Source organism: Paenibacillus chondroitinus NBRC 15376 (assembly GCF_004000765.1).
Lineage (GTDB): Bacteria > Bacillota > Bacilli > Paenibacillales > NBRC-103111 > Paenibacillus_E > Paenibacillus_E chondroitinus.
This window is the reverse complement of the sequence record NZ_BILW01000025.1, coordinates 14,189-35,062: the sequence shown is the minus strand read 5'-3', so window position 1 is coordinate 35,062 and position 20,874 is coordinate 14,189. Positions and strand designations below refer to the sequence as shown.

Annotated in this window: 15 protein-coding genes; 5 read left to right on the top strand and 10 right to left on the bottom strand. The window is 49.8% G+C overall.

All coding sequences use genetic code 11. The features are described from left to right. The 3 genes from PCH02S_RS23690 to PCH02S_RS23680 all read right to left on the bottom strand — a co-directional run bounded on the left by PCH02S_RS23690 (position 1) and on the right by PCH02S_RS23680 (position 7,338). Positions 1-1,155, bottom strand: coding sequence for a glycosyltransferase family 4 protein (locus PCH02S_RS23690; RefSeq protein ID WP_164819710.1), 1,155 nt, complete (start codon positions 1,153-1,155; stop codon positions 1-3). A 155-nt stretch (positions 1,156-1,310) separates the two neighbouring features. Next, the gene (locus PCH02S_RS23685; RefSeq protein ID WP_164819709.1) at positions 1,311-6,068 is read right to left on the bottom strand and encodes a WIAG-tail domain; all 4,758 of its coding nucleotides are present in this window, start codon (positions 6,066-6,068) and stop codon (positions 1,311-1,313) included. 103 nt (positions 6,069-6,171) lie between these two features. Then, on the bottom strand, positions 6,172-7,338 hold the full coding sequence (locus PCH02S_RS23680; RefSeq protein ID WP_246069227.1) for a glycosyltransferase family 4 protein: 1,167 nt from the start codon (positions 7,336-7,338) through the stop codon (positions 6,172-6,174). Between the two features lie 242 nt (positions 7,339-7,580). Between PCH02S_RS23680 and PCH02S_RS23675 the strand changes: the two genes are divergently transcribed. Then, the gene (locus tag PCH02S_RS23675; RefSeq protein WP_127456569.1) at positions 7,581-8,681 is read left to right on the top strand and encodes a YheC/YheD family endospore coat-associated protein; all 1,101 of its coding nucleotides are present in this window, start codon (positions 7,581-7,583) and stop codon (positions 8,679-8,681) included. A 267-nt stretch (positions 8,682-8,948) separates the two neighbouring features. Here PCH02S_RS23675 and nagZ read toward each other — a convergent pair whose 3' ends face one another. Together nagZ and PCH02S_RS23665 are read right to left on the bottom strand one after the other, a co-directional pair. Continuing rightward, a complete protein-coding gene (gene nagZ / locus PCH02S_RS23670; protein WP_127456568.1) occupies positions 8,949-10,229 on the bottom strand; it encodes a beta-N-acetylhexosaminidase in 1,281 nt (426 codons plus the stop codon). A gap of 90 nt (positions 10,230-10,319) precedes the next feature. Further along, positions 10,320-10,616, bottom strand: a complete 297-nt coding sequence (locus tag PCH02S_RS23665; protein WP_127456567.1) for a transposase — start codon at positions 10,614-10,616, stop codon at positions 10,320-10,322. A gap of 223 nt (positions 10,617-10,839) precedes the next feature. Here PCH02S_RS23665 and asd point away from each other — a divergent pair, with 223 nt between their 5' ends. Both asd and PCH02S_RS23655 read left to right on the top strand, forming a co-directional pair. Further along, on the top strand, positions 10,840-11,628 hold the full coding sequence (asd, locus tag PCH02S_RS23660) for an archaetidylserine decarboxylase (protein WP_127456566.1): 789 nt from the start codon (positions 10,840-10,842) through the stop codon (positions 11,626-11,628). 15 nt (positions 11,629-11,643) lie between these two features. After that, the gene (locus PCH02S_RS23655) at positions 11,644-12,897 is read left to right on the top strand and encodes an MFS transporter (protein ID WP_127456565.1); all 1,254 of its coding nucleotides are present in this window, start codon (positions 11,644-11,646) and stop codon (positions 12,895-12,897) included. Between the two features lie 72 nt (positions 12,898-12,969). Here the strand turns inward: PCH02S_RS23655 and PCH02S_RS23650 are convergent, their stop codons facing one another. Further along, positions 12,970-14,409, bottom strand: a complete 1,440-nt coding sequence (locus PCH02S_RS23650) for an NAD-dependent malic enzyme (protein WP_127456564.1) — start codon at positions 14,407-14,409, stop codon at positions 12,970-12,972. 77 nt (positions 14,410-14,486) lie between these two features. Next, entirely contained in the window at positions 14,487-16,085 is a 1,599-nt protein-coding gene (gene pdxR / locus PCH02S_RS23645) for a MocR-like pyridoxine biosynthesis transcription factor PdxR (protein ID WP_127456563.1), read from the bottom strand. A 132-nt stretch (positions 16,086-16,217) separates the two neighbouring features. Here pdxR and PCH02S_RS23640 point away from each other — a divergent pair, with 132 nt between their 5' ends. Together PCH02S_RS23640 and PCH02S_RS23635 are read left to right on the top strand one after the other, a co-directional pair. Beyond that, positions 16,218-16,808 carry a GNAT family N-acetyltransferase gene (locus tag PCH02S_RS23640; RefSeq protein WP_127456562.1) on the top strand — a complete coding sequence of 197 codons (591 nt, stop codon included), beginning with the start codon at positions 16,218-16,220 and terminating at the stop codon, positions 16,806-16,808. Positions 16,809-16,922: 114 nt separating this feature from the next. Beyond that, positions 16,923-18,233, top strand: coding sequence for an aminotransferase class I/II-fold pyridoxal phosphate-dependent enzyme (locus PCH02S_RS23635; RefSeq protein ID WP_127456623.1), 1,311 nt, complete (start codon positions 16,923-16,925; stop codon positions 18,231-18,233). 421 nt (positions 18,234-18,654) lie between these two features. Here the strand turns inward: PCH02S_RS23635 and PCH02S_RS23630 are convergent, their stop codons facing one another. From PCH02S_RS23630 to PCH02S_RS23620, 3 genes are all read right to left on the bottom strand, one after another. Next, the gene (locus PCH02S_RS23630) at positions 18,655-19,137 is read right to left on the bottom strand and encodes an SRPBCC family protein (RefSeq protein ID WP_127456561.1); all 483 of its coding nucleotides are present in this window, start codon (positions 19,135-19,137) and stop codon (positions 18,655-18,657) included. Positions 19,138-19,168: 31 nt separating this feature from the next. After that, positions 19,169-20,497, bottom strand: a complete 1,329-nt coding sequence (locus PCH02S_RS23625) for a DRTGG domain-containing protein (RefSeq protein ID WP_127456560.1) — start codon at positions 20,495-20,497, stop codon at positions 19,169-19,171. A gap of 113 nt (positions 20,498-20,610) precedes the next feature. After that, positions 20,611-20,811 (bottom strand): hypothetical protein, encoded by a 201-nt coding sequence (locus tag PCH02S_RS23620; RefSeq protein WP_127456559.1) that lies wholly within the window; start codon positions 20,809-20,811, stop codon positions 20,611-20,613. Between the last annotated feature and the right edge of the window lie 63 nt (positions 20,812-20,874).

Genomic DNA, 20,874 nt, shown 5'->3' with positions numbered 1-20,874 from the left:
TCACTCCAATCGTATACGGTTTGATGTAGTTTGATATAGATTCGATAGTCGTTGCGCATACTTCTCAAAGTTATAACGATCCGTAATCAATTTCCTGTTCTCGCGTCCTATTCGGATGCGTTTTTCGCGGTTGTTTAATAAGGTGATAATAGCCTGAGCGTAAGCTCTTGGATCTGTATAAAGATCAATGATACAACCGTTTTTCTCATTTTGAACAAGCTCGGGATTCCCGCCTCGATTCGAGCTGATGATCGGTATGCCGGCTGCCATAGCCTCATATTGAACTCTTGCAAGCGGCTCCTGCCATTGGGATGGGACCACAAGCACGTCGCTCATTGTATAATAGCTGGGAAGCCTGTCTACCGGTATAAAATTGGTAAAATATATATAAGAGGACACAGCCAAAGCTCTTTTTCGAAGTTTCGTGACATAGGTGCTAATGGTCCGGTCACCATACCACTTGCTGCCAATGATCACTAGCGCTGTTTTGGGATATTTTCTGATAACGAGCTTCATGGCGTTAATTAGATGATGGCACCCTTTTTTGGGCAGCAGCCTGCCGACAAAGAGGACGACATGGAAGCCAGGAGGAATACCTAATTCCCCTTTTAGCTTGTCAGCAATCTTTTTACCTTCCCTTGTAAAATGAGGCGTAAATCGCTTAGGATCTTCTCCCGTATAGAGCGTGGTGATTTTGCTACTGACTGCAGGAATGGCTTTGATGATATCCTGTGCAACGAATTTACTGACCGTAATGAGATGATCGGCTAGTTCGTAAGCTTGAAGTGCAGCCTGGTCACGAGTCTCGTGATTGATTAATAAGTTGTGAAGCGATAAATAAACGCGGGCATCCGGAACGGCTCGCTTCATTTCTTCAACCCAATTCGGTCTATTAAATAATTGAACTACGTCAAACAATCGTTTTTCACAGTAGCTCAGCACATCATTGAAATAAGTGGATTGGTCATAACGAATGAATCTCACACCATTCATCCGTTCATCATTACTGAGCGAAGGATCCTGTATCGAAAAAACCGTAACCGAATGGCCCAATCTGCTTAAGCAAGGAGCCATGCGATCAATCAATAACTCAATCGCTCCGCTTTTGATCGGTGGACAGGGCAAAGAATCCGGGCAGACTAAGGCAATTTTCATGAAAGTCCTCCTTTCGTAGATACATGCCATTTAGGGTTATTCTCTATCCTATTCTTCAAGACGCATAAATGATTGTACATATCCAAAAAAAGCTCCGCGAATCACACAAAAAAAAGGATCACGCACATGAGACGCGATCCTTTTGGAGGAAGCCATTATCCTTTTGTTCCTATGGAAATCCAGTTTATGATTCCGTACGCGTCCGGTGAGAAACGGGAACGCACAATAATCATTTGGGCTGAATGCGTTTGTTTTTGTTTGATTACGGCATAACACGAAGAGTGGCTGGTTGTCGCTGTGATGACATAGTTAACATCCGCATAAGGCTCATCAAAGAGTAACGTGACCTCGACGATTTCGTCCTGCACTTTCAATTCAAAAGGAACCAACCCGAATTGTTGCAGAGCCGCCGGCTTTGCCGCAGGAGTATGCACGGCATTGAAGCTAAGCTTGCTCTCATCCACACTGCCAGCCGCCAGCTTCGTACCTTCGACTGCGCCCTCAGCCAGATGTTCCCCATGAACGGCGCCGGCGATGATTTTACCGCTGTCTACACTGCCCGGCGACAGATGGAAGCTGCTAATCGAGCTAGCTACCAGCTTGCTGCCGTCCACACTGCCCGGCGCCAGCTTGCCGCTATCCACGCTGTTAGCGGCCAGTTTGGAACTGTCCACGCAGCCTGCTCCAAGATGGAAAGCGCTAATCGAGCCGGAAGCCAGCTTGCTGCCATCGATGCTGTTCGCTTGGAGCTTAGCGCCATTCAAAGCACCTTCCGCAAGATGTTCGCCACTCACCGCACCGGCTGCCAAAATGCTGCCATCGATGCTGCCTGCCGCCAGCTTCGAACCGCTCAACGCGCCGTCGGCCAAGTGATCTGCCGTCACTGTGCCCAGAGCCAATTTACTGCCGTCCACGCTATTCACAGCCAGTTTGCTGCTGTCGATCGCGCCATCCGCGATGTGGCTGCCGTTTACCGCGCCGGCTGCAAGCTTGCTGCTATCGATACTGCCTGCCGCCAGTTTCCCGCCGTCTATAGCACCTTCCGCAAGATGTCCGCTGCCCACCGCACCGGCTGCCAACTTGCTGCCATCCACACTGCCGGCGGATAAATGGTAGCTGCTGATCGCGTTGGAGGCTAGTTTGCTGCCGTCAATGCTGCCTGCCGCCAGTTTCGCGCCAAACAGGGCGCCGTCTGCCAAATGATCTCCTGTGACTGCGCCAGCGGTCAATTTGCTGCTGTCTACGCTGTTCGCAGCCAGCTTGCCGCTGTCAATCGCGCCATCCACGATATGGCTGCCGTTCACTGCGCCAGCGGTCAACTTGCTGCCGTCGACACTGCCAGCCGCCAGCTTCGCAGCATCCACTACGCCGTCAGCGAGATGGTAGTTGCTTACTGCACCGGCTACCAGCTTACTGCCGTCCACACTGCCTGTTGCCAGTTTCGCGCCTGTCACCGAGCTCACACTAAGATGCTCGCTGCTCACCGCGTTATCTACGAGTTTGCTGCCGTCCACGCTAAGCGCCGCCAGCTTGCTGCCGTTCACTGCACCTGGTGCAATGTGATCGCTGTTCACGGCGCCGGACACCAATTTGCTGCTGTCCACACTGCCGGGTGCCAACTTCGCTCCATTGATGACCCCGTCAACCAGATGATCTGTTTTTACAGCACCTACTGCCAGCTTAGAGCTAACGACACTGCTGTCCGCCAGCTTCGACGCATCAACGATCCCTGCCACCAGATGGCTTCGGAGCACAGCGCCTTCCGCCAGCTTCGTGGAATCAATGATACTATCCGTCAAATGTTCCCGTTGAATAGCACTTGGAACCACTTTGCTGCCGTCCACGCTGCCTTTTGCAAGCTTACTGGCGTCAATCACACCGTCCACGATGTGCTCATGGTTCACAGCGCCAGCCGTCAGCTTGCTGCTGTCCACACTGCCTGTCGCCAATTTCGCGCCATACACCGAGCTATCCGCAAGATGATAATTGCTAATCGCGCCAAGGCTCACTTTGGTGCCATCCACGGAATTCGCCGCAAGGTTGTTATTTTCGACCGCCGCTTCTGCCAGATGCTCATTAGCGATTACGCCAAGTCCAAGCTTCGCTCCACTAACGGCTCCATCGGCCAGCTTATCGCCGGTCACAGCACCAGCTGTCAACTTCGTGCTATCCACGCTTTCCTTCGCCAGCTTCGCGCCGGTCACAGCCCCTTCCGCGATGTGCTCGCTGCCAATCGCCCGTGCAGCCAACTTCGCGCTGCTGATCGCTCCATCGGCCAAATGCCTTGAGCTTAACGCACCGGCTACCAGCTTACTGCCATGAATGCTCTCATTAGCCAGCTTCGCTGCCGTAATTGCGCCGTCAACAATATGCTCGCTGTGCACGGACTTGTTGGAGATTTTACGACCCGTTACGCTGGAATCAGCCAGTTTAGCTTCAGTAACAGCCTGCTCACCTAGTTTGCTAGTTGTTACGGCCTGCTCCTGCAATGACCTGGTAGAAATTGCTCCCGGTTGCATATGCTGCGAACTAACGGCGCCATTCGCCAGCTTATCTTCGGTGACTGCCGCTTTCGCAAGCGTTTCTCCGGTAATGGATTGTTCCATTAACTTCGTTCCATCCAAGCTCCTGTCAGCGAAAATATTAAGTGTAATCGAGCCCTGCGCCAAGTGCTGGGACGAAATCGCCCCCGGCTTCAGATGGCTGCCATCGATACTATTTTCCTGAAGATGACGAGTTTCAATGCTCATGGAAGCAATTTTCGTACCCGTCACCGCTTCTTCAGCAATTTTACTTGTCGTAATCGTTTGATCCTGCAAATGCTGCGTTGTCACGGCCTCTTCAGCAATATGATCGCGCCCGATCGCCGATTCCACGATTTGTTCAGCGCCAATCTCGCCATTTCCGATATGCTCCGAGCGGATAGCGCCTAAGCCCAGCTTCTCACTCGTAATGATCCCATCGAGCAGGTGTGTCGTTCCAATCGTCTCTGGCGAAAAGTGGATACCAAGAATCGCCCCTTCGGCCAAATGCTCACTCGCAACGATGCCTTGGTTCAAATGCTCGGCGGTTATTGAACTTACCGCAAGCTTATCGGATGTCACGCTTTGCGACTTCAGCTTCGACGTATCTACACTGCCTGCCGCCAATACATCTGTCGTCACAGCTCCCTCTTCCAATTTGGAGGTAGAAATGATCCCATCGGCCAAATGCAGCTGCGTGATTGCCCCTTCGCTGATGTGCCTTTCCTCAATGAGATTCTCTGTTAAATGGCTTGATGTAATGGATTGATTTTGCAATTTCGAGCTGGAAACAATGCCGTCAGCCAGATGCCAGTTTTGAATCACTTGCTGCCGGATATGTTTGCCTTCAACCGTGCCTTCAACCAGCTTGGATGAAGTGATCGACTCATCTTGCAGCTTGGCATTGGATATGCTGTTGTTGGCAAGATGTTCGCTCTGAATCGCCTGCTGTTGGATATGTTTGGCTTCAATCGAACTTTCCACCAGCTTCGAAGACGTAATCGATTCATCCTGCAGCTTCGCATTGGAAATGATATTGTCAGCGAGATGTCCGATTTGAATGGCTTTCGGGAAAATATGTTTATCCTCTACTGCATTTGCAGCAAGTTTGTCTGCCGTAATGGAGCCATCCTGGATCAGTTTGGCGTGCACCGCACCTTCTGCCAGATGTCCGGATTGAATCACGCCGGAAGCAAGATGTGAGGTTTGGATAGACCCGTCTGCCAAGTGCTCCGTGCGGATCGAAGACTTCACGATGTGCTTAGCTTCAATCGACAACGGGGCGATCTTTTGAGTCGTTACGGCTTGATTGGCCAACTTCTCCTCTGTGACCGATAAAGGAGCGAGTTTATCCTCTGTAATAATCTGATTCTCCAGATGGTAACTGTCGATGGCCCCGTCAGCGATGTGATCGGCTTCAATTTGACCTGGCGCAATACTCCGGCTCTGAACGCTTCCATCGGCCAAATGTTCGTTGAAAATAACTTTAGGCTGGATATGAACGGAGCAAATGCTTTCATTCGCGATTTTTTCTTCCGTAACCGCTTGATCTCTTAACTTATCCGTCGTTATCGCTGCATCCATCAGCTTGGCGGTGTCGATGCTATAATTGGAAATATGTTTGGCCTGCACTGCACCGCTACGTATTTTATCAGCTGTAATCGACTGGTCGTCAATCAGCTCATTCGTAATAACCAACTCGGATAAATGCTGCGATAAAATGGAGCCGTCCGCAATCTTAATGGAATCAATCGTTTGATCGGCAAGCTTATCCGCTGTGATACTGTTATCCAGCAGTTTGCTTCCGGGAATCGTTTGATCCTGGATTTTATCACCGGAAATGCTGTGCGGAGCGATATGTTCATCATAAATGCTATGGCCGGCGATTTTATCACGCGTCACGCTGGCTGATGCTAACTTTGATTGATCGATCGCAAAATCCTTAATGACTTTAGTCCCGATGCTCTGCGGCTTGATTTTACTTTCGTCAACCGAACGATTCGCGATTTTCTCCCAAGTAATCGCTTCTTCCACGATATCATCCGTATAGACGACAGGGTTTACAAATTTGCCTGTTTTACGCTCAGAAAGCAGCAGCAGCGGAGGTGCCGGCACGGAGGTCTGAGATACATTTACCACCGTTGCAGGCTTATTCACCTTGGCTGGCTCAACAATCCCCGTTTTCACTATCGGTGTTTTGGCCGTCGTCGTTTTGGGAGTAAGACTTGCTTCAACGGGTGTAACCTTTGGACTTGTTTCCGCTTTCTCCTGCTTAACCGGAGCAGGTGAAGGCTGTTCACTTTCATCGAGCCATTTCAACTCATTTGTTCGGGAGTTCACTTTTTGCACATAAGGCCTTTCTCTGTTGCTGCTGCTCTTACGCTTACTCATAGACTCCTCTCCATTCCACATAAATTGGTCATTTGTAACATATTCAAGCTCCATCCCAGATGTACGTTAGCCCTGAAAAATGTGCGGACACCCAGATAAATAGTTACCTCCCCAATTTATGCTTGTATAACTCATATCTCGTTTCTGCCGCCTTATCCCACGTGAACAATTGATCGACTCTTTGAATACCTTGTTCCCCCATAGCTCGTCTCAGCTCTTCATCTGCCAAAAGACGCAATAAATAAAGGGGCAGGTCCGACTCGATCTTACCCAAATCCACTAAATATCCGACCGTCCCATTTTTAATGACCTCGCCGATCCCGCCCGAGTTTGTCGCTACGACGGGAACTCCGGATGCCATAGCCTCAATGTTTACGAGTCCAAAAGCTTCTCCTTCCTCGGAAGGCACGGCAACAACGTCAGCGAGGTGATACCATTTCGGGATATCAGTGTGTGACGTGTAGGGGACGAATTTCACATTCTGAGGCATCTTGCTCCCTTCCCGGTACAGCCTTTTCACGTAAGCCGTCGATCTCCTGGAGCCATAGAAGGCGCCGCCGACTAGAATTAAGACCGCATTCGGCTCCGTCTGAATCACCGTTTTCATCGCTTTGAGCAGATGGTGCACCCCTTTTCTCGGGATAAGCCGACCTACGAAAAGAATGATCTTCCGATTCTCATAGCCGAGCTTTTGCAACATTTGAGTGCGGGATTCATTCCCCTCCGGAGACCATCTTGACGTAAATTTGGTAACGTCCACGCCCAAATGCTGCGTCACAATTTTATGTGCGGCGGACGGCACTTTCGCCTGCACTGCCTGCTTGAGATAATCGCTATTGACGATCACGACATCCGCCGCGGCTAGGCATGCCTTCAAATATTTCTGCGAGATATAAGGCAGGGAAATAAATATTTTTGAGTGCAGCACCAGACTAATGAAGCATCTTGGAAAACGTTTGCGCAGATAGAGCACGAAATGCGGCCGATTCTCAACCTGAATGACGCTGGGTTTTCGCATCGCGATTTGCCGAGATACGGCGGAAATATAGGAACGAGAGCCCCCGTAAGGAAGCCTTATATACGTACATCCTTTCCGCATTTCACTTCTTGGTTGATACTTCGTTCTTCTCCCCAGAACACAAACGGGCATAAATGTAACGAGCTTTTCGGCCGTTTTTTGGACAACCTGTTCGACTGAAGAGCTTTTTCCTGAGGGAATGGGAAAAGAACCTGGCGTAACAATGACAACACGCATAGGTCTCTGGCTCACACGTAACTCCCCCTTCCTCTTCTATACATATGCGGATATACAGGCAAAGTTTGGGCAGCTGTCCGCTACTTACGTAAAAGTATCAGCATCCGTACAAACAAGCTGCACTGCTTTTCCATAAGCTGTAAAGGAGCCTCTATCGTGTCGCGGCGTGTTGGCAAGCCAGTTTTTCTGGCGAAAAACTCTAAGCCTATGCTTTCGACGCCAGTTTTTCTGGCGAAAAACTCTAAGGAGTGAAGTAAATGGTCAATCCCTATGTGGGTATATTAGTGAACGATTCCTTATACGAAGGCATTCCCCTAGGGAACACAAAATATGAAGCCATCCATTTTTACAGTGACGCTGGCAAACAATTTGGCATCACCCCTTGCTACTTCCGCATGCAGGATGTTCACATTCATACGATGAGAGTTCATGCCTATGTGCAAAGAGGGACTCGATATGTACGTGAATGGATTGCCCTGCCGAAAATCATTCATAACCGCGCCATTTACTTGGATGCCACCTCCGATCAGGAGCTGGAAAGTTGGACACAGCACGGCATTCACGTGTTTAACCGATGGAATCGGTACAGCAAGCTGCAAATTCACGAAATCTTGCTGCTGGATGACGCCATCAGACCCCATCTGCCCGGCACCTACCCCGCCACCCTCAAAAATATGAAAGTCATGATGAGTGCCTACGACTCTATCATTATCAAACCAACAAACTCCAGCATCGGGCGCGGTGTGATGAAAATGGATCGAACCCCTACGGGCTGGCAGCTTGTTTATCCCGCGACACTGAAAATCAGCAATAAAGTTTGGCGGCAGGTCAACTTTCGCAAGCAACTGCCGTTAACCCTGCGGCGCAAAATCCAAAGCCGCGCCTACCTCGTGCAGCAGCGCCTGCCTTTGGCTACCTATGACAACCGTCCCTTCGACATGCGTGTATCTGTGCAGCGCGGAGCCTGCGGCGATTGGGGCGTGACGGGAATCGTCGCCAAGGTCGCTTCACGCAAGCTGTTCTTGACCAATGTGGCGCAAGGAGGCCAAGTGAGGACGTTGACGGAAATTTTGGCGGCCGACTATCCGTCGCTGAATTCCCGCGCGGTGTGTGAGCAAATCTCGGAGTTCGCCCTTCAGGTAGCGAAGTTTCTAAGCATGCATTTGCCGCATTTGGCCGACCTCGGACTGGATATCGGGATCACCACGGATGGTTATCCTCTATTCATTGAATGCAACGGCAAAGATCAGCGTTACAGTTTCCGAGAAGCCAACATGCTGGAAGAATGGAAAGCCACCTACTATAACCCCATGGCTTATGCCAAATATTTGTTGGATGGCGGTACCCCGGTTTATTAGCCCATACCGCGCTACAATGGGAACTACGTTCCCCTATTTTGGCGAAACACAGCGTATTGGGAAATCAAAGGGAACTAGGATCCGCTAAGCCCCCGATTTTCTGCCAATTTAGCCCATTCGCCACAAATAGAGCCCTGTAGTTCCCCTCCTCTACCACCAGCTCTCTATCGCACTCAAAATGACACCACATGGGTCCTGCTTCTTCCCCAAAAATCAAAAAGAGTGCCCAAGCGTCATAACATGACTAGGGGCACTCTTTTAATTGCGCTATTTCGTACTTAGCACTTTCTTTACAGCTTGATTGAGGGCGGCTACATCAACCGAACCGACCCTTTCATCCTTCAGCTTATATTTCTGCTTCAGCTTCTGAATTCTTGCTACACTCTGATCGACCGTTTCCATCGGAATCCGTTTGTCCTGAACAGCTTGCCGCAGCGCCTCGATCACCTTTACAACTTTGTTGTAGTCATGTCCGACCATAATCACATTAGCTCCGGCCAAAACGGATTTTACGGCGGAAGCGCCGATATCATAGTTTTGTTCAATGGCTCCCATCGTCATGTCATCGGTCATGATGACACCTTGGAAGCCCATCTCCTTGCGCAGCAAGTCCGTCATAATTTTCTTCGACATCGATGCCGGGTTCTGTCCGTCCACTTTGGGCAGCAAAATATGGGCAACCATCACAGCATCTGCGTCTTGTTTAAAAGCTTCCGCGAAAGGGATTAATTCCAGCTTACGCAATCTGTCCAAATCGTTCTGGACAATGGGCAGCCCTACATGCGAATCTACCGATGTATCGCCATGCCCCGGGAAATGCTTAACGACTGATGTGATCTGCTGATTTCGCAGCCCCTTCATTTCTTGAATACCCATAGCGTTAACTATAGCAGCGTTTGCTCCAAAAGAACGGTCGCCGATCACCGGATTTTTCGGATTGCTGTTAATGTCCAGCACAGGAGCGAAATCAACGTTCAATCCATACGCACGAAGCTCTGAACCGAGCAAATTGCCGATGTTATAGGCATACGTCTTGTTATTCGTCTTGCCGATCTCCTGATTCGTTGGCGTTTTCTGGAGCTCATCCGGCAGCCGTGTTACCCTTCCGCCCTCCTCGTCCACACCGATCCAGAGCGGCTGCTTATTTTTTGCATTCTTTTGCTTCAGTTCATTCACCAGCGAAACCAGTTGGCTTGAATCTTTGACATTTGGCTTATATAAAATAATGCCGCCCACGTGATACGTTGAAATCAACGCTTGGGTATTTGCATTTACACTGTATCCGTCGATGCCAGCCAGGATCATCTGTCCCAGCTTTTCGTCGAGCGACAAACCTGCCGTCGGGTTTGCTGGCGTTGGCGTAGGACTTGGAGTCGGCGCTGCAGTAGGAACTGGCGTAGTTGCTGGAGCAGAAGCAGACGGCGCCAACGAAACGGGTGCGCTCGAAGACGTGTTGCCTTTTGGAGAAGATGCACACCCCGCTAAAAAGAAAGATAACGCAGCCGCACACATCATACTCTTGGTATATCTGGAAATTATAAAATTCACTTTAACACCTGCCTTTATGATAAGTCATGCCTATTAGACGATGTGCCAAATGAAATAGTTACATAGGAGGTTGTTACAAATAACACAAAACTACTCTTTCCTGATCTCTACTAGCAGCCGTTTCCACATTAAATAGATCCCATAACATCCCAAATAACCTCCGCTTAAAAGGAATAACTGGTTGTTGAAAACGCCATGAATATTCGTCATAAATACCGTATCGTCCCGTAATATGTCATTAACCGCCAAAGCGGAAATAATACCAAAGACATATGCACTGACCATAGCCAGAATATGAAACCAAATACGGCAGCTTATGAACATCCATGAGCCAACTAGCATGCAGGCTGGAATCAGTAACAGAATCAATATAATCATAATGGACATTGTACCCGTTCACCTCATTAACAGCATTGACAAGCATATTTCACCTCAAACAGCCTTCAGACTATTTTTTTAGCCGCCTACCTTGCCGTTTCTTCTTCATTCGACAATTGATTCTTTTACCTTTCTGTGGCAAGATTAGCGAAGAACCATAAACAGGGATCTTTGAAGAAACTTGAACGTTGGTCAAAAGCCCGCCTAACCACGAATGAACAGGAGTTAATTTATGTCAAAACCGTTCTTCAAATTGCTAACCGAGCTCTCCTCACGTAAATGGGTATCCCAAGTGACAGGAGCTTTTGCCAGGTCCAGAGCAAGCCGGATGTTCATTCCCCGTTTTGCCCAAACTTACGGTATACGTATTGAAGATGCTGAGAAGCATGTAAAAGATTACAAATCCCTAAATGATTTCTTTACTCGCCGCTTAAAGCCGGGTTTACGCCCGATTCACGAAGACGAGACGCGCGTCGTCAGTCCGGTTGATGCCATGATTACCGGGATCGGGGACATTAAAGACGGCTTGATCGTCAACGTCAAAGGTCAAGATTACACCATTGAGGAGCTGCTTAATCGGTCGCCCCGCACAGTCAATTACAAAAACGGCTTCTATTTCGTTCTGTACTTAAGCCCAACCGATTATCACCGCATTCATTCTCCGATTACGGGGGACATCCTTGAAAAAGAGCACGTGCTCGGCAAAGTGTATCCGGTGAATGAATTCGGGCTTCGCCACATGAAGCGAGTTCTTAGTCGCAATGAGCGATTAATCACTTTCATTCAGCATCATACAGGTGAAGTTGCCGTCGTAAAGGTCGGAGCGCTGAACGTGAGCTCGATTCAGTATGTCAAACCGCTTCCCAAAACATTGGAGCGCGGTCAAGAGCTGGCTTATTTCGAGTTCGGCTCAACCGTTGTGCTGCTTTTTGAAGACGATATGTTCGAACCTCGCCCGGACCTTAAGCTTGGTTCCAAAGTGAAAATGGGAGAAGACCTCGGCCGTTTCCTAGATAAATAGCGAGAGGAGCGCATCATGGCTGCCATAACAACACCATCTCCCAAATCCAATAGCTTGCAGGGTGCAGGAGATATCAAACCAACTGTTTACCGGATACTGTTTGCCATCGGTCTTGTCCATTTGCTGAATGACTCTATCCAATCCGTCATTCCCGCCATCTTTCCCATTTTGAAAAGCGAAATGGGATTAAGTTATACCCAAGTCGGTTGGGTACAGTTCGCCATCAACTTCACGGCTTCCATCATGCAGCCCGTAGTCGGCTTATACTCAGACCGCAAGCCATCGCCCTATATGCTGCCGATTGGCATGGCATCGACGCTTACCGGGATGCTGTTGTTAGCCTTCGCTCATTCATATTGGGTTGTGCTGCTGTCTGTATGCTTTGTGGGGCTTGGCTCCGCTGCGTTCCATCCGGAAGGCTCGCGGGTGTCGCATATGGCTGCCGGAGGACGCAAAGGCTTGGCACAGTCCATCTTCCAGGTGGGCGGTAACTTCGGCCAATCCTTGGCGCCGGTCATGACCAAATGGATTTTCATTCCGCTCGGACTTTTCGGCTCCATATGGTTCACAGGCGTTGCTGCGATTGCGATAGCCGTTCAGATGTTCATTGCTCGCTGGTACAAAGCCGAGCTCGCAACGACTCCGGTTAGAGCCAAGTCCACTGTGAAGCGGACCGTCAATCCCGTGCATCGCAAACGTGTGTTTTTCGCTATCTATGTATTGATTTTCCTTGTATTCGTCCGATCATGGTACGGAGCTGCAATGAGTGGTTACTTCGCTTTTTTCTTGCATGATACATACGGCTTATCCATCAACCGTGCGCAGGACTTCATCTTCTTGTTCCTCGCTGCCGGCGCTGTAGGTACTTTTTTTGGCGGTCCAATCGCGGACCGGTTCGGTAAGCGCAATGTCATATTCTTCTCCATGTTAGGCTCAGCGCCATTCGCATTGCTGCTGCCGCATGTTGGGATTACTTGGTCTTATATCTTACTTGTCGTTATCGGCGTCATTCAATTATCCAGCTTCTCCGTTACCGTTGTTTATGCCCAAAGCCTGTTCCCTGGCAAAGTAGGAACCGTATCCGGCCTAATTACCGGGCTCGCCTTCGGACTCGGCGGTATCGGCAGTGTCGTGCTTGGAAATCTCTGCGATGCGATCGGTACGACGCGCGTAATGGAATTATGCGCGTTCCTGCCGCTTCTCGGTATTCTAACCTTCCTTCTCCCTTCTGACCGTAAGCTAAAAGAATGGACGGAGGAACAGAATTAAAACAAAAAACCTTGCTCTGCAAGCTGGAAACAGCTGCTGGAGCAAGGTTTTTTTGGCTTTGATTACTGATTTTTATTCGTGATGAGACTCTTGTGTTTCACGTTGGCTGCGGCGACGAGCTACACCGGATTCAAACGCTGCTTCCATAACCGCTTCGCGTACTTTCTCAACAACGGCATGATTGAATACGCTCGGAATAATATAATATTCATTTAGCTCATCTTCATTCACTACCGCGGCAATCGCTTTGGCTGCAGCGAGCTTCATTTCTTGCGTGATCCGGGAAGCGCGGCAGTCCAGCACCCCGCGGAAAATACCCGGGAAACAGAGCACATTATTGATCTGATTCGGATAATCCGAACGGCCTGTCGCCATGACGCGTACGTAAGGTTCTGCCTCTTCCGGCGTGATTTCCGGTGTCGGGTTCGCCATCGCGAATACGATTGGATCCGTAGCCATTTTCTTCACATCTTCTACCTTCAGAACGCCTGGACCGGATAGGCCGATGAAAATATCAGCGTCTGCAATTACATCGGACAAAGTCCCTTTTAGCTTGAAAGGATTCGTGTTATTCGCATACCAATCCCACATGGAATTTGTATAGCTTTCACCGCGTACGATTGCGCCTTGACGGTCTACACCGATGACGTTCGTGACGCCTGCAGCAAGCAGCATTTTCGTGCAGGCAATTCCTGCCGCTCCGATGCCCGTGATAACAACCTTACAAGACTCCAGCTGTTTGCCCACCACTTTAACTGCGTTAAGCAAACCGGCAAGAATAACAACCGCAGTTCCGTGCTGATCGTCATGGAACACCGGAATGTCCAATTCATTGATCAATCGTTCTTCAATTTCAAAACAACGCGGCGACGAAATATCCTCTAAGTTAATTCCGCCAAACGCAGGTGCGATGGCTTTGACAGTACGAATGATTTCCTCTGTATCTTGTGTGTCCAAGCAAATTGGGAAAGCGTCAACGCCCGCCATTTGCTTGAAGAGCATAGCTTTACCTTCCATAACCGGCATAGCCGCTTCAGGGCCGATATTGCCAAGTCCGAGGACGGCTGTTCCGTCAGAAACGACGGCAACTGTATTACGTTTAATCGTTAATGAGTGCGCTTTGGATGAATCCTCATGAATCGCCATACAGACACGAGCGACTCCTGGCGTATATACACGGGACAGATCGTCCCGATTTTTAATCGGAATCTTCGGAGTGACTTCAATTTTTCCGCCCAAATGCATAAGGAACGTCTGGTCGGATACGTTAATTAACCGTACACCTGGAATACCTTTCAATACTTTAACAATGACTTCGGTATGATCCGGATCGCTAACTTGAACGGTAATATCACGTGTTGTTGTTGTTTTGCTGGCTCGCGTCACGTCAACCGCGACGATATCGCCACCGGCATCGCCTATGGCTGTAGCAATTTTCCCAAACGTGACCTGTTCTTTATGTATTTCCAAACGCACAATCACGCTTGTGCCTCCACCATTTAATCCTGCCATTTAGGGATCACTCCTACAATAAAATGATTAATTGACCACATGTTAGATCATAGCATACTCTGTCAACCATGCCAAAATCATATTGTTGATTTTATGACAATTTCTGAAACTTCTCGCAAGGCGGCAACGCCTTGGCGTATTTCCTGCTCCGTGAGATGCGCAAAACCAAAGCATGCCCCGGCCTTCCCCGGCGGGATGCCGTAGGAACCGGCGTCACTCCAGGTGACGCCGATCTTACGGCACTCGGCTGCATAGGCGGCATAGGTGCGGGGATCTCCCCGCCACCAGCCGAACAGATGCAGCCCCGCGTCACTCTCCACCCAGTCGAAGAGGGTGGAGAGCTGCTCCTGCAGCAGCGCTTGCAGGAGCAAGAACTTGCTCGCGTACACCCGCCGCATGCGGCGCAGGTGTCGCTCGTAGCCGCCGCTCCCCATGAAGGCGGCGAGCGAGCGCTGTTCGAGCAGCCCCGAAGGGTGCGGCTCGTATAGCCGCTTAGCGGCGACAAAGGCGTCGTGCAGCGCCTCCGGCAGCACGACGTATCCGATGCGCAGGTCCTGCAGCATCGTTTTGGAAAAGGTGCCGATGTAGACCACTCGGCCCTCCTGGTCCAGCACCTTGAGCGGCTCGATCGGCCGACCACGGTGCCTGAACTCGCTGTCATAGTCGTCTTCGACGATGACAGCGCCTTGCTCCGCCGCCCAGCGCAGCAGCTGCTGGCGGCGCTCTAGACCCAGCACCGCCCCCGTAGGGAATTGGCGGCTGGGTGTCACGAACAGCAGCCGTGCGTTCCACGGCTGCGGGACAAGCCCTTGCTCATCCACAGGAGCGTGGATGGGCACACCGCCGGCCGCCAGCACTGCTCGGCTGGCGCCTTGGTAGCCCGGGCGCTCCAGGATGACGGGATCGCCTTCGTTCACGAGCATCTGGGTCAGCAGCGCGATCGCTTGCATCGACCCGTTAACGATGACGATGCTCTCTGGCGGCGCATCGATGCCGCGTATTCGCCTCAGGTGCTGTGCGATCGCTTCGCGAAGCGCATAATGCCCCTCGGCGACGTATGCCTCTTCCTGCGGCGACTCCGTCATCCTCCGCACCTGCTCGTACATCCCGCGGTTCCACAACTCCCGCGGGAACTCATCCAAGTGCGGCCGCCCCATCACGAACGCAATCTTTTTCCCTTGATCTGAACTTTGGCCTTGATTTTCTCCTTGCCCTTGACCTCGCTCTTGCTCTTGCTCTCGCCTTTTCTCTCGCTCTCGCCCTTGCCTTTGCTCTTGCTCTTGCCCTTGACCTCGCTCCAGCTCTAACTCCCGTCCTTGCTCCCGCCTCTTCCCGTGTCCATCCCGATCTGCCTCACAAACCCGCGCCCCCCAGTCCGAAAGTCGAATATCCTTCCCTTCAAACGGCAGCTGCTTCTCCTGCCCCCCGTTATAAACAACATAAGTCCCTCTGCCTACATCAGCTTGCAAATAACCCTCAGCAATCAGCATATCGTACACTTGATTAACAGTTCCCCGCGATAGCCCATAGAGTGCAGCTAATTCACGGCTTGATGGCAGCTTCGTATCGCGCAGCAGCTTATTCGCCAAAATGTTGTCATGCAGGGCATGATACAAAGCCGCATATTTACTCCCGTATTTCGCCTGGTAGGTATGGTACGGTATATGAAAATCCATACTCGCCCCCCTTTTGCCTTTCTCAATTGGTTCATAAAAACATACTCAAATTGGATCTTTTTATTAAACCATTTTTCCATTATGCTTACTAAAATCTCATAAATCCGACTTTTTGACAAGGAGCATATGCCCATGAATATCCAACCCATCATGCTAGAAAATACCCAAGTTATTCTACTGCCGATGCAGGAATCTCACATTAGCGCACTAGTGGAGGCGGCGGCGGATCCTGCTATCTTTTCTTACATGACTCCGCTGCTTCAACCTTCAGCCGTTGAACATTTTGTCCACCAAGCGCTGGATGAGCAAAAAGCCGGACTAGGCATTCCTTTCAGCGTATATGACAAACACTCCGACAGTTTCGTCGGCAGCACGCGCCTTTTCGACTACTCTGCCGCAAATCGGCACGTCGAGATCGGCCATACGTGGTACAATCCGCGTGTTTGGAGAACCAGAATCAATACGGAGTGTAAGTATTTGCTGCTGCGGCACTGCTTCGAAACCCTAGACCTCCTGCGTGTGCAGCTTAAAACAGACCTAAGAAACGAACGCTCCCAAGCGGCAATTGCGCGTATAGGCGCCCAGAAAGAAGGTACGCTTCGCCAACATCGCGTGCTTCATGACGGCTATGTGCGGGACACCGTGATGTTCAGCATCATTGACCGCGAATGGCCGGATGTGAAGCAACGCCTAGAAGGATTTTTAAATCGAGTAAATGTTTAGATCCAAATAAAAATCCATCCAAAAAAATTTGTTTCTCGCAGTGACGTTCTCCAGGGAAAGTGGTATAATAACTGCAAAAAATGAATAGCACATTGGAAGGAATGACCCATGCTTATGAATCCTCTGGCACGACAGTTAAACGAGACCCTGGAACGTGAAAATTCTCACGTATTTGACATGCTTTCTGCATTAGGTAAATCGATTTACTTCCCGAAAGAAGGCATTCTTAGCCAATCGGCTGAAGCCAAGGCAAAGGCCAAAAAATACAATGCTACGATTGGCATTGCGATCGAAAACGGTCAGCCGATGCACTTGAAGGTCATTCAAGATACTCTCTCCACCTACGCACCCAAAGATATATATGAATACGCGCCGCCAGCCGGTAAGCCCGAACTCCGCAGCGCATGGCGCAAAAAAATGCTCGAAGAAAACCCTGAGATCGGCAGCAAACTGATCGGCAACCCGATCGTAACGAATGCGTTGACTCACGGTCTTAGTATTGCAGCGGACCTTTTCGCTGATGTAGGCGACTCCGTTATTATTCCAGACAAAAACTGGGAAAATTACGAGCTCACTTTCGAAATTCGCCGCGGCGCAAAAATTGTGAACTATCCGCTCTACAACGAGGAGCAGAAGTTTAATGCCGCTGGCCTGCGCGAAGCGCTGCTGGCTCAACAATCCAAAGGCAAAGCCATTGTTGTTTTGAATTTCCCGAACAACCCGACAGGCTACACGCCTGGGGCAGAAGAAGGAAATGAGATTGCTGCCGCTATCAAAGATGCAGCTGAAGCTGGTATCAATGTTGTTGTACTAACCGACGATGCCTATTTCGGACTTTTCTTCGAAGGGTCCCTGCATGAGTCCTTGTTCGGTAAATTAGCTGACATTCACCCGCGCGTGCTCGCTGTCAAAATTGACGGTGCTACCAAAGAAGAATACGTCTGGGGCTTCCGCGTTGGATTTGTCACTTATGCCGGCCAAAGCGAAGCGTTGCTTAGCGCACTAGAACAAAAAACAATGGGAATCATCCGCGCAACGATTTCCAGCGGCCCTCACCCATCGCAGACTTTCGTGCTTCATGCGCTGAACTCCCCGGAGTTCAATCAGCAGAAGCAAGAGAAATATGAGATCATGAAAGGCCGTGCTAACCGTACGAAGTCCATTCTGGACTCCGGCAAGTTCGACGATGCATGGGGCTACTACCCGTTCAACTCCGGTTACTTCATGTGCCTGAAGCTCAAAACAGTTGATGCCGAGGCTTTGCGAGTCCACTTGCTGGATCAGCATGGTGTAGGTACTATCGCTCTTGGAGCGACTGATCTTCGCGTCGCTTTCTCCTGTATTGAAGAAAGCAGCCTGGAAGAGCTGTTCAACCTCATCTACCAAAGCGTGAAAGAAATCGAAACCGTCTCCGCTAGCAAATAGCCGAAACGAAATAAAGAGGCTGTCTTATAGGGTCTATACCGACCTATGAGCAGCCTCTTTTTATGCGATTATTATGCAAATTTTCCCATTCAGGCACTTGCCACCCGAGCATGATTACCGGGTAACCAGCTGTCCTGTCCTGATCCATGGTATACCCCTCTGCCGGGAACCTGCCAACCAAGTCTAACGGACTCCACTGCCGTTAAAATCGTCAAAATAGCCTCGTCCCACTTCTAACGGACACGAGAAACCTTATTTGCCGATTTCGAGGCGAAATCAAGGTAGAAACACGCAAATAGCTGCGCTGGTGTCCGTTAGATTTTCAAAACGCCAATAATTCGCCGAATAAGAGCGGCTGTGTCCGTTAGAGAGTCAGGGAAGCGGAAGCGTACCAGGACAACTGTTCCGATCAGCCTACCTATCAACCAACCTGTTTCACCAGCTCCCCATACTGCTCGTACCATTTCTTCCACTCATCCATCGGGAATTCCATCACTTGCCCATCCAGCAGCGCAGACAACATGTCCAGACAAACATGCCAGCCGGCTAAGTCCTTTGGCGTGTGATCCGTCATCGTGCCAATGAATTCTTTTAAAACAAGTAAAGAACCTTCTGATCTTGCCGAAACTTCAAACCGGACACGATCCTTCCCCCACATGAATTCCAAGACGGAAAGCGGCTCATAATCGGTAATCTCCATATCAATTAAAGTCCCCGAGCCATCCTTCATATCAAATTTCATATGGCCACCCTTGCGCAGATCATCGGCTTGAAGATTGGCCATCCATTTCTCTAGGCGTTCATTATCGGTAAGGACTGCCCAAACCTCGCTGATAGCATGCCCAAGCGGACGATCGAACTGTGCGATATACCCGTTTTCCTTTTTATGAATCGAAGCAAGCATGTGCATGTCCTCCTTAGATTTTAATTCAATTTTAAAGGATGCGTGCCGTAAACATCGATCTGGCCACCCTGGCTCCATTCGCCGTGATTTCCATATCAATTTTACAGAATCGGCGCGTCATTTCCACAATCGTCGGGACAATTTCAAAGACCTCGTCCATTTGCAGCGGAATCAGAAAATAACTGGATGAGCTATCCAGAATGAGATCGCCTTTCTTATGCTCCTTCACCGTGCGATAAGCCGCACGAATCATAATCGTGGTGAGTACCCCCTCCGATACCAAACCCTCGAAGTTCGTCATTTGAGGCGTAATCGCCCCTCTGAAAAACAACCTGCCCTCGGCATCGCGCACTTCGTCGATCCCTGCATAGATCTGCACCTCGAACGTCTCTGCGTTCTGCGGCTGCTGCTGCATATGCTGCATTGCCTTCATGACATCTTTGCGGCTAATGACGCCGATCATTTTCCGCTCGTTATCAATAACAGGCAGCAGTTCAATCCCTTCCCACACCATCATGTGCCCTGCTGAAGCGACCGATGTTTTTAAATTAATCATGAGCGGATTCGGCGTCATTAAGCTGCTGATGAGTTGGCTCGGCTTCGCACCAACAATATCCTTGGTGGTAATCATCCCAATGGGCACCCTTTTGCCGTCGATGACAGGATAGCGCGTGTGCATGGTTTTCTCCGCCAGCTTTTGCATATCTTTGACGGTGTCCGTTCCTTCCAGCGAGTAAATCGGACTGTCCTTCCGCATGATGTCACCGACCATCAGTATCTTCTTCTTAATCAGCCTGTCTTCCATCGCGCGATTGATCATCGTAGCCACCGTGAACGTATCAAAAGAACTTCCGATAATCGGCAGGTGAAGTTCATCTGCCAGCTCTTTGACTTCAGGCGTCGTATCGAACCCGCCCGTAATTAGCACCCCTGCCCCTTGGCCAAGTGCGCACATATGGGCTTGCACGCGATTACCGACAATTAGCAAGTTGCCCGCTTCAATATATTTCAGCATCGCTTCCAACTGCATAGCGCCAATTACGAACTTGTTCAGTGACTTATGTATGCCTGTTGATCCTCCAAGAACAACGCCTTCCACCACATTCACGATTTCTTCGAACGTTAACTTGTCGATGACGGGCTCTTCTTTTTTCTCCATGCGTATCGTACCAATCCGTCGTTTGGTGCTGACCAGACCGATGTTTTCCGCCTCTTTGATGGCCCGATAAGCCGTTCCTTCGCTCACATCCAAATCTTGAGCAATTTGCCGAACAGACAGCTTGGTGCCGACAGGCAAAGATTCAATATACTTCGTAATTTGTTCATGCTTCGTATGCAGCTCCGAATGGCCTGTGCTCATCGTTCACACCTCGCTGAACTGTGCTATAACATTGAAATAAGTATAGTCTATTCAACTGGAAAAAGTAAGATGAGCGCCCCATCAGCCGCTGCACTATATAAAAACCTGCCGGATTACCCGACAGGCTCTGTGTCATAATCAAATCCGTAATAAAGTGCCAAAGCTACTGGTGATATGGGATAAAAAGCTGTTTCTCCACACTCCTCGTGTTCTCTTCGTTCCTGCCGATTCGCCATAACTCTCTGAAAGTCGTAGGTGCGGTGTCGTGGAACCTTTTTACTCTCGAACTCCATCGAAGATGCCAAGCTGCTCATAACATGCTCCCCCTTCATCACACTCATCAATGTATTACTACATTAAATATATTTACAATATAT

What these genes read in the sequence shown, in the direction of transcription:
- PCH02S_RS23690 (WP_164819710.1), bottom strand. Translation starts at nt 1,155, where the DNA reads ATGAAAATTGCCTTAGTCTGCCCGGATTCTTTGCCCTGTCCACCGATC.
- PCH02S_RS23685 (WP_164819709.1), bottom strand. Translation starts at nt 6,068, where the DNA reads ATGAGTAAGCGTAAGAGCAGCAGCAACAGAGAAAGGCCTTATGTGCAA.
- PCH02S_RS23675 (WP_127456569.1), top strand. Translation starts at nt 7,581, where the DNA reads ATGGTCAATCCCTATGTGGGTATATTAGTGAACGATTCCTTATACGAA.
- PCH02S_RS23665 (WP_127456567.1), bottom strand. Translation starts at nt 10,616, where the DNA reads ATGTCCATTATGATTATATTGATTCTGTTACTGATTCCAGCCTGCATG.
- asd (WP_127456566.1), top strand. Translation starts at nt 10,840, where the DNA reads ATGTCAAAACCGTTCTTCAAATTGCTAACCGAGCTCTCCTCACGTAAA.
- PCH02S_RS23655 (WP_127456565.1), top strand. Translation starts at nt 11,644, where the DNA reads ATGGCTGCCATAACAACACCATCTCCCAAATCCAATAGCTTGCAGGGT.
- PCH02S_RS23650 (WP_127456564.1), bottom strand. Translation starts at nt 14,409, where the DNA reads ATGGCAGGATTAAATGGTGGAGGCACAAGCGTGATTGTGCGTTTGGAA.
- pdxR (WP_127456563.1), bottom strand. Translation starts at nt 16,085, where the DNA reads ATGGATTTTCATATACCGTACCATACCTACCAGGCGAAATACGGGAGT.
- PCH02S_RS23640 (WP_127456562.1), top strand. Translation starts at nt 16,218, where the DNA reads ATGAATATCCAACCCATCATGCTAGAAAATACCCAAGTTATTCTACTG.
- PCH02S_RS23635 (WP_127456623.1), top strand. Translation starts at nt 16,923, where the DNA reads ATGAATCCTCTGGCACGACAGTTAAACGAGACCCTGGAACGTGAAAAT.
- PCH02S_RS23630 (WP_127456561.1), bottom strand. Translation starts at nt 19,137, where the DNA reads ATGCTTGCTTCGATTCATAAAAAGGAAAACGGGTATATCGCACAGTTC.
- PCH02S_RS23625 (WP_127456560.1), bottom strand. Translation starts at nt 20,497, where the DNA reads ATGAGCACAGGCCATTCGGAGCTGCATACGAAGCATGAACAAATTACG.
- PCH02S_RS23620 (WP_127456559.1), bottom strand. Translation starts at nt 20,811, where the DNA reads ATGAGCAGCTTGGCATCTTCGATGGAGTTCGAGAGTAAAAAGGTTCCA.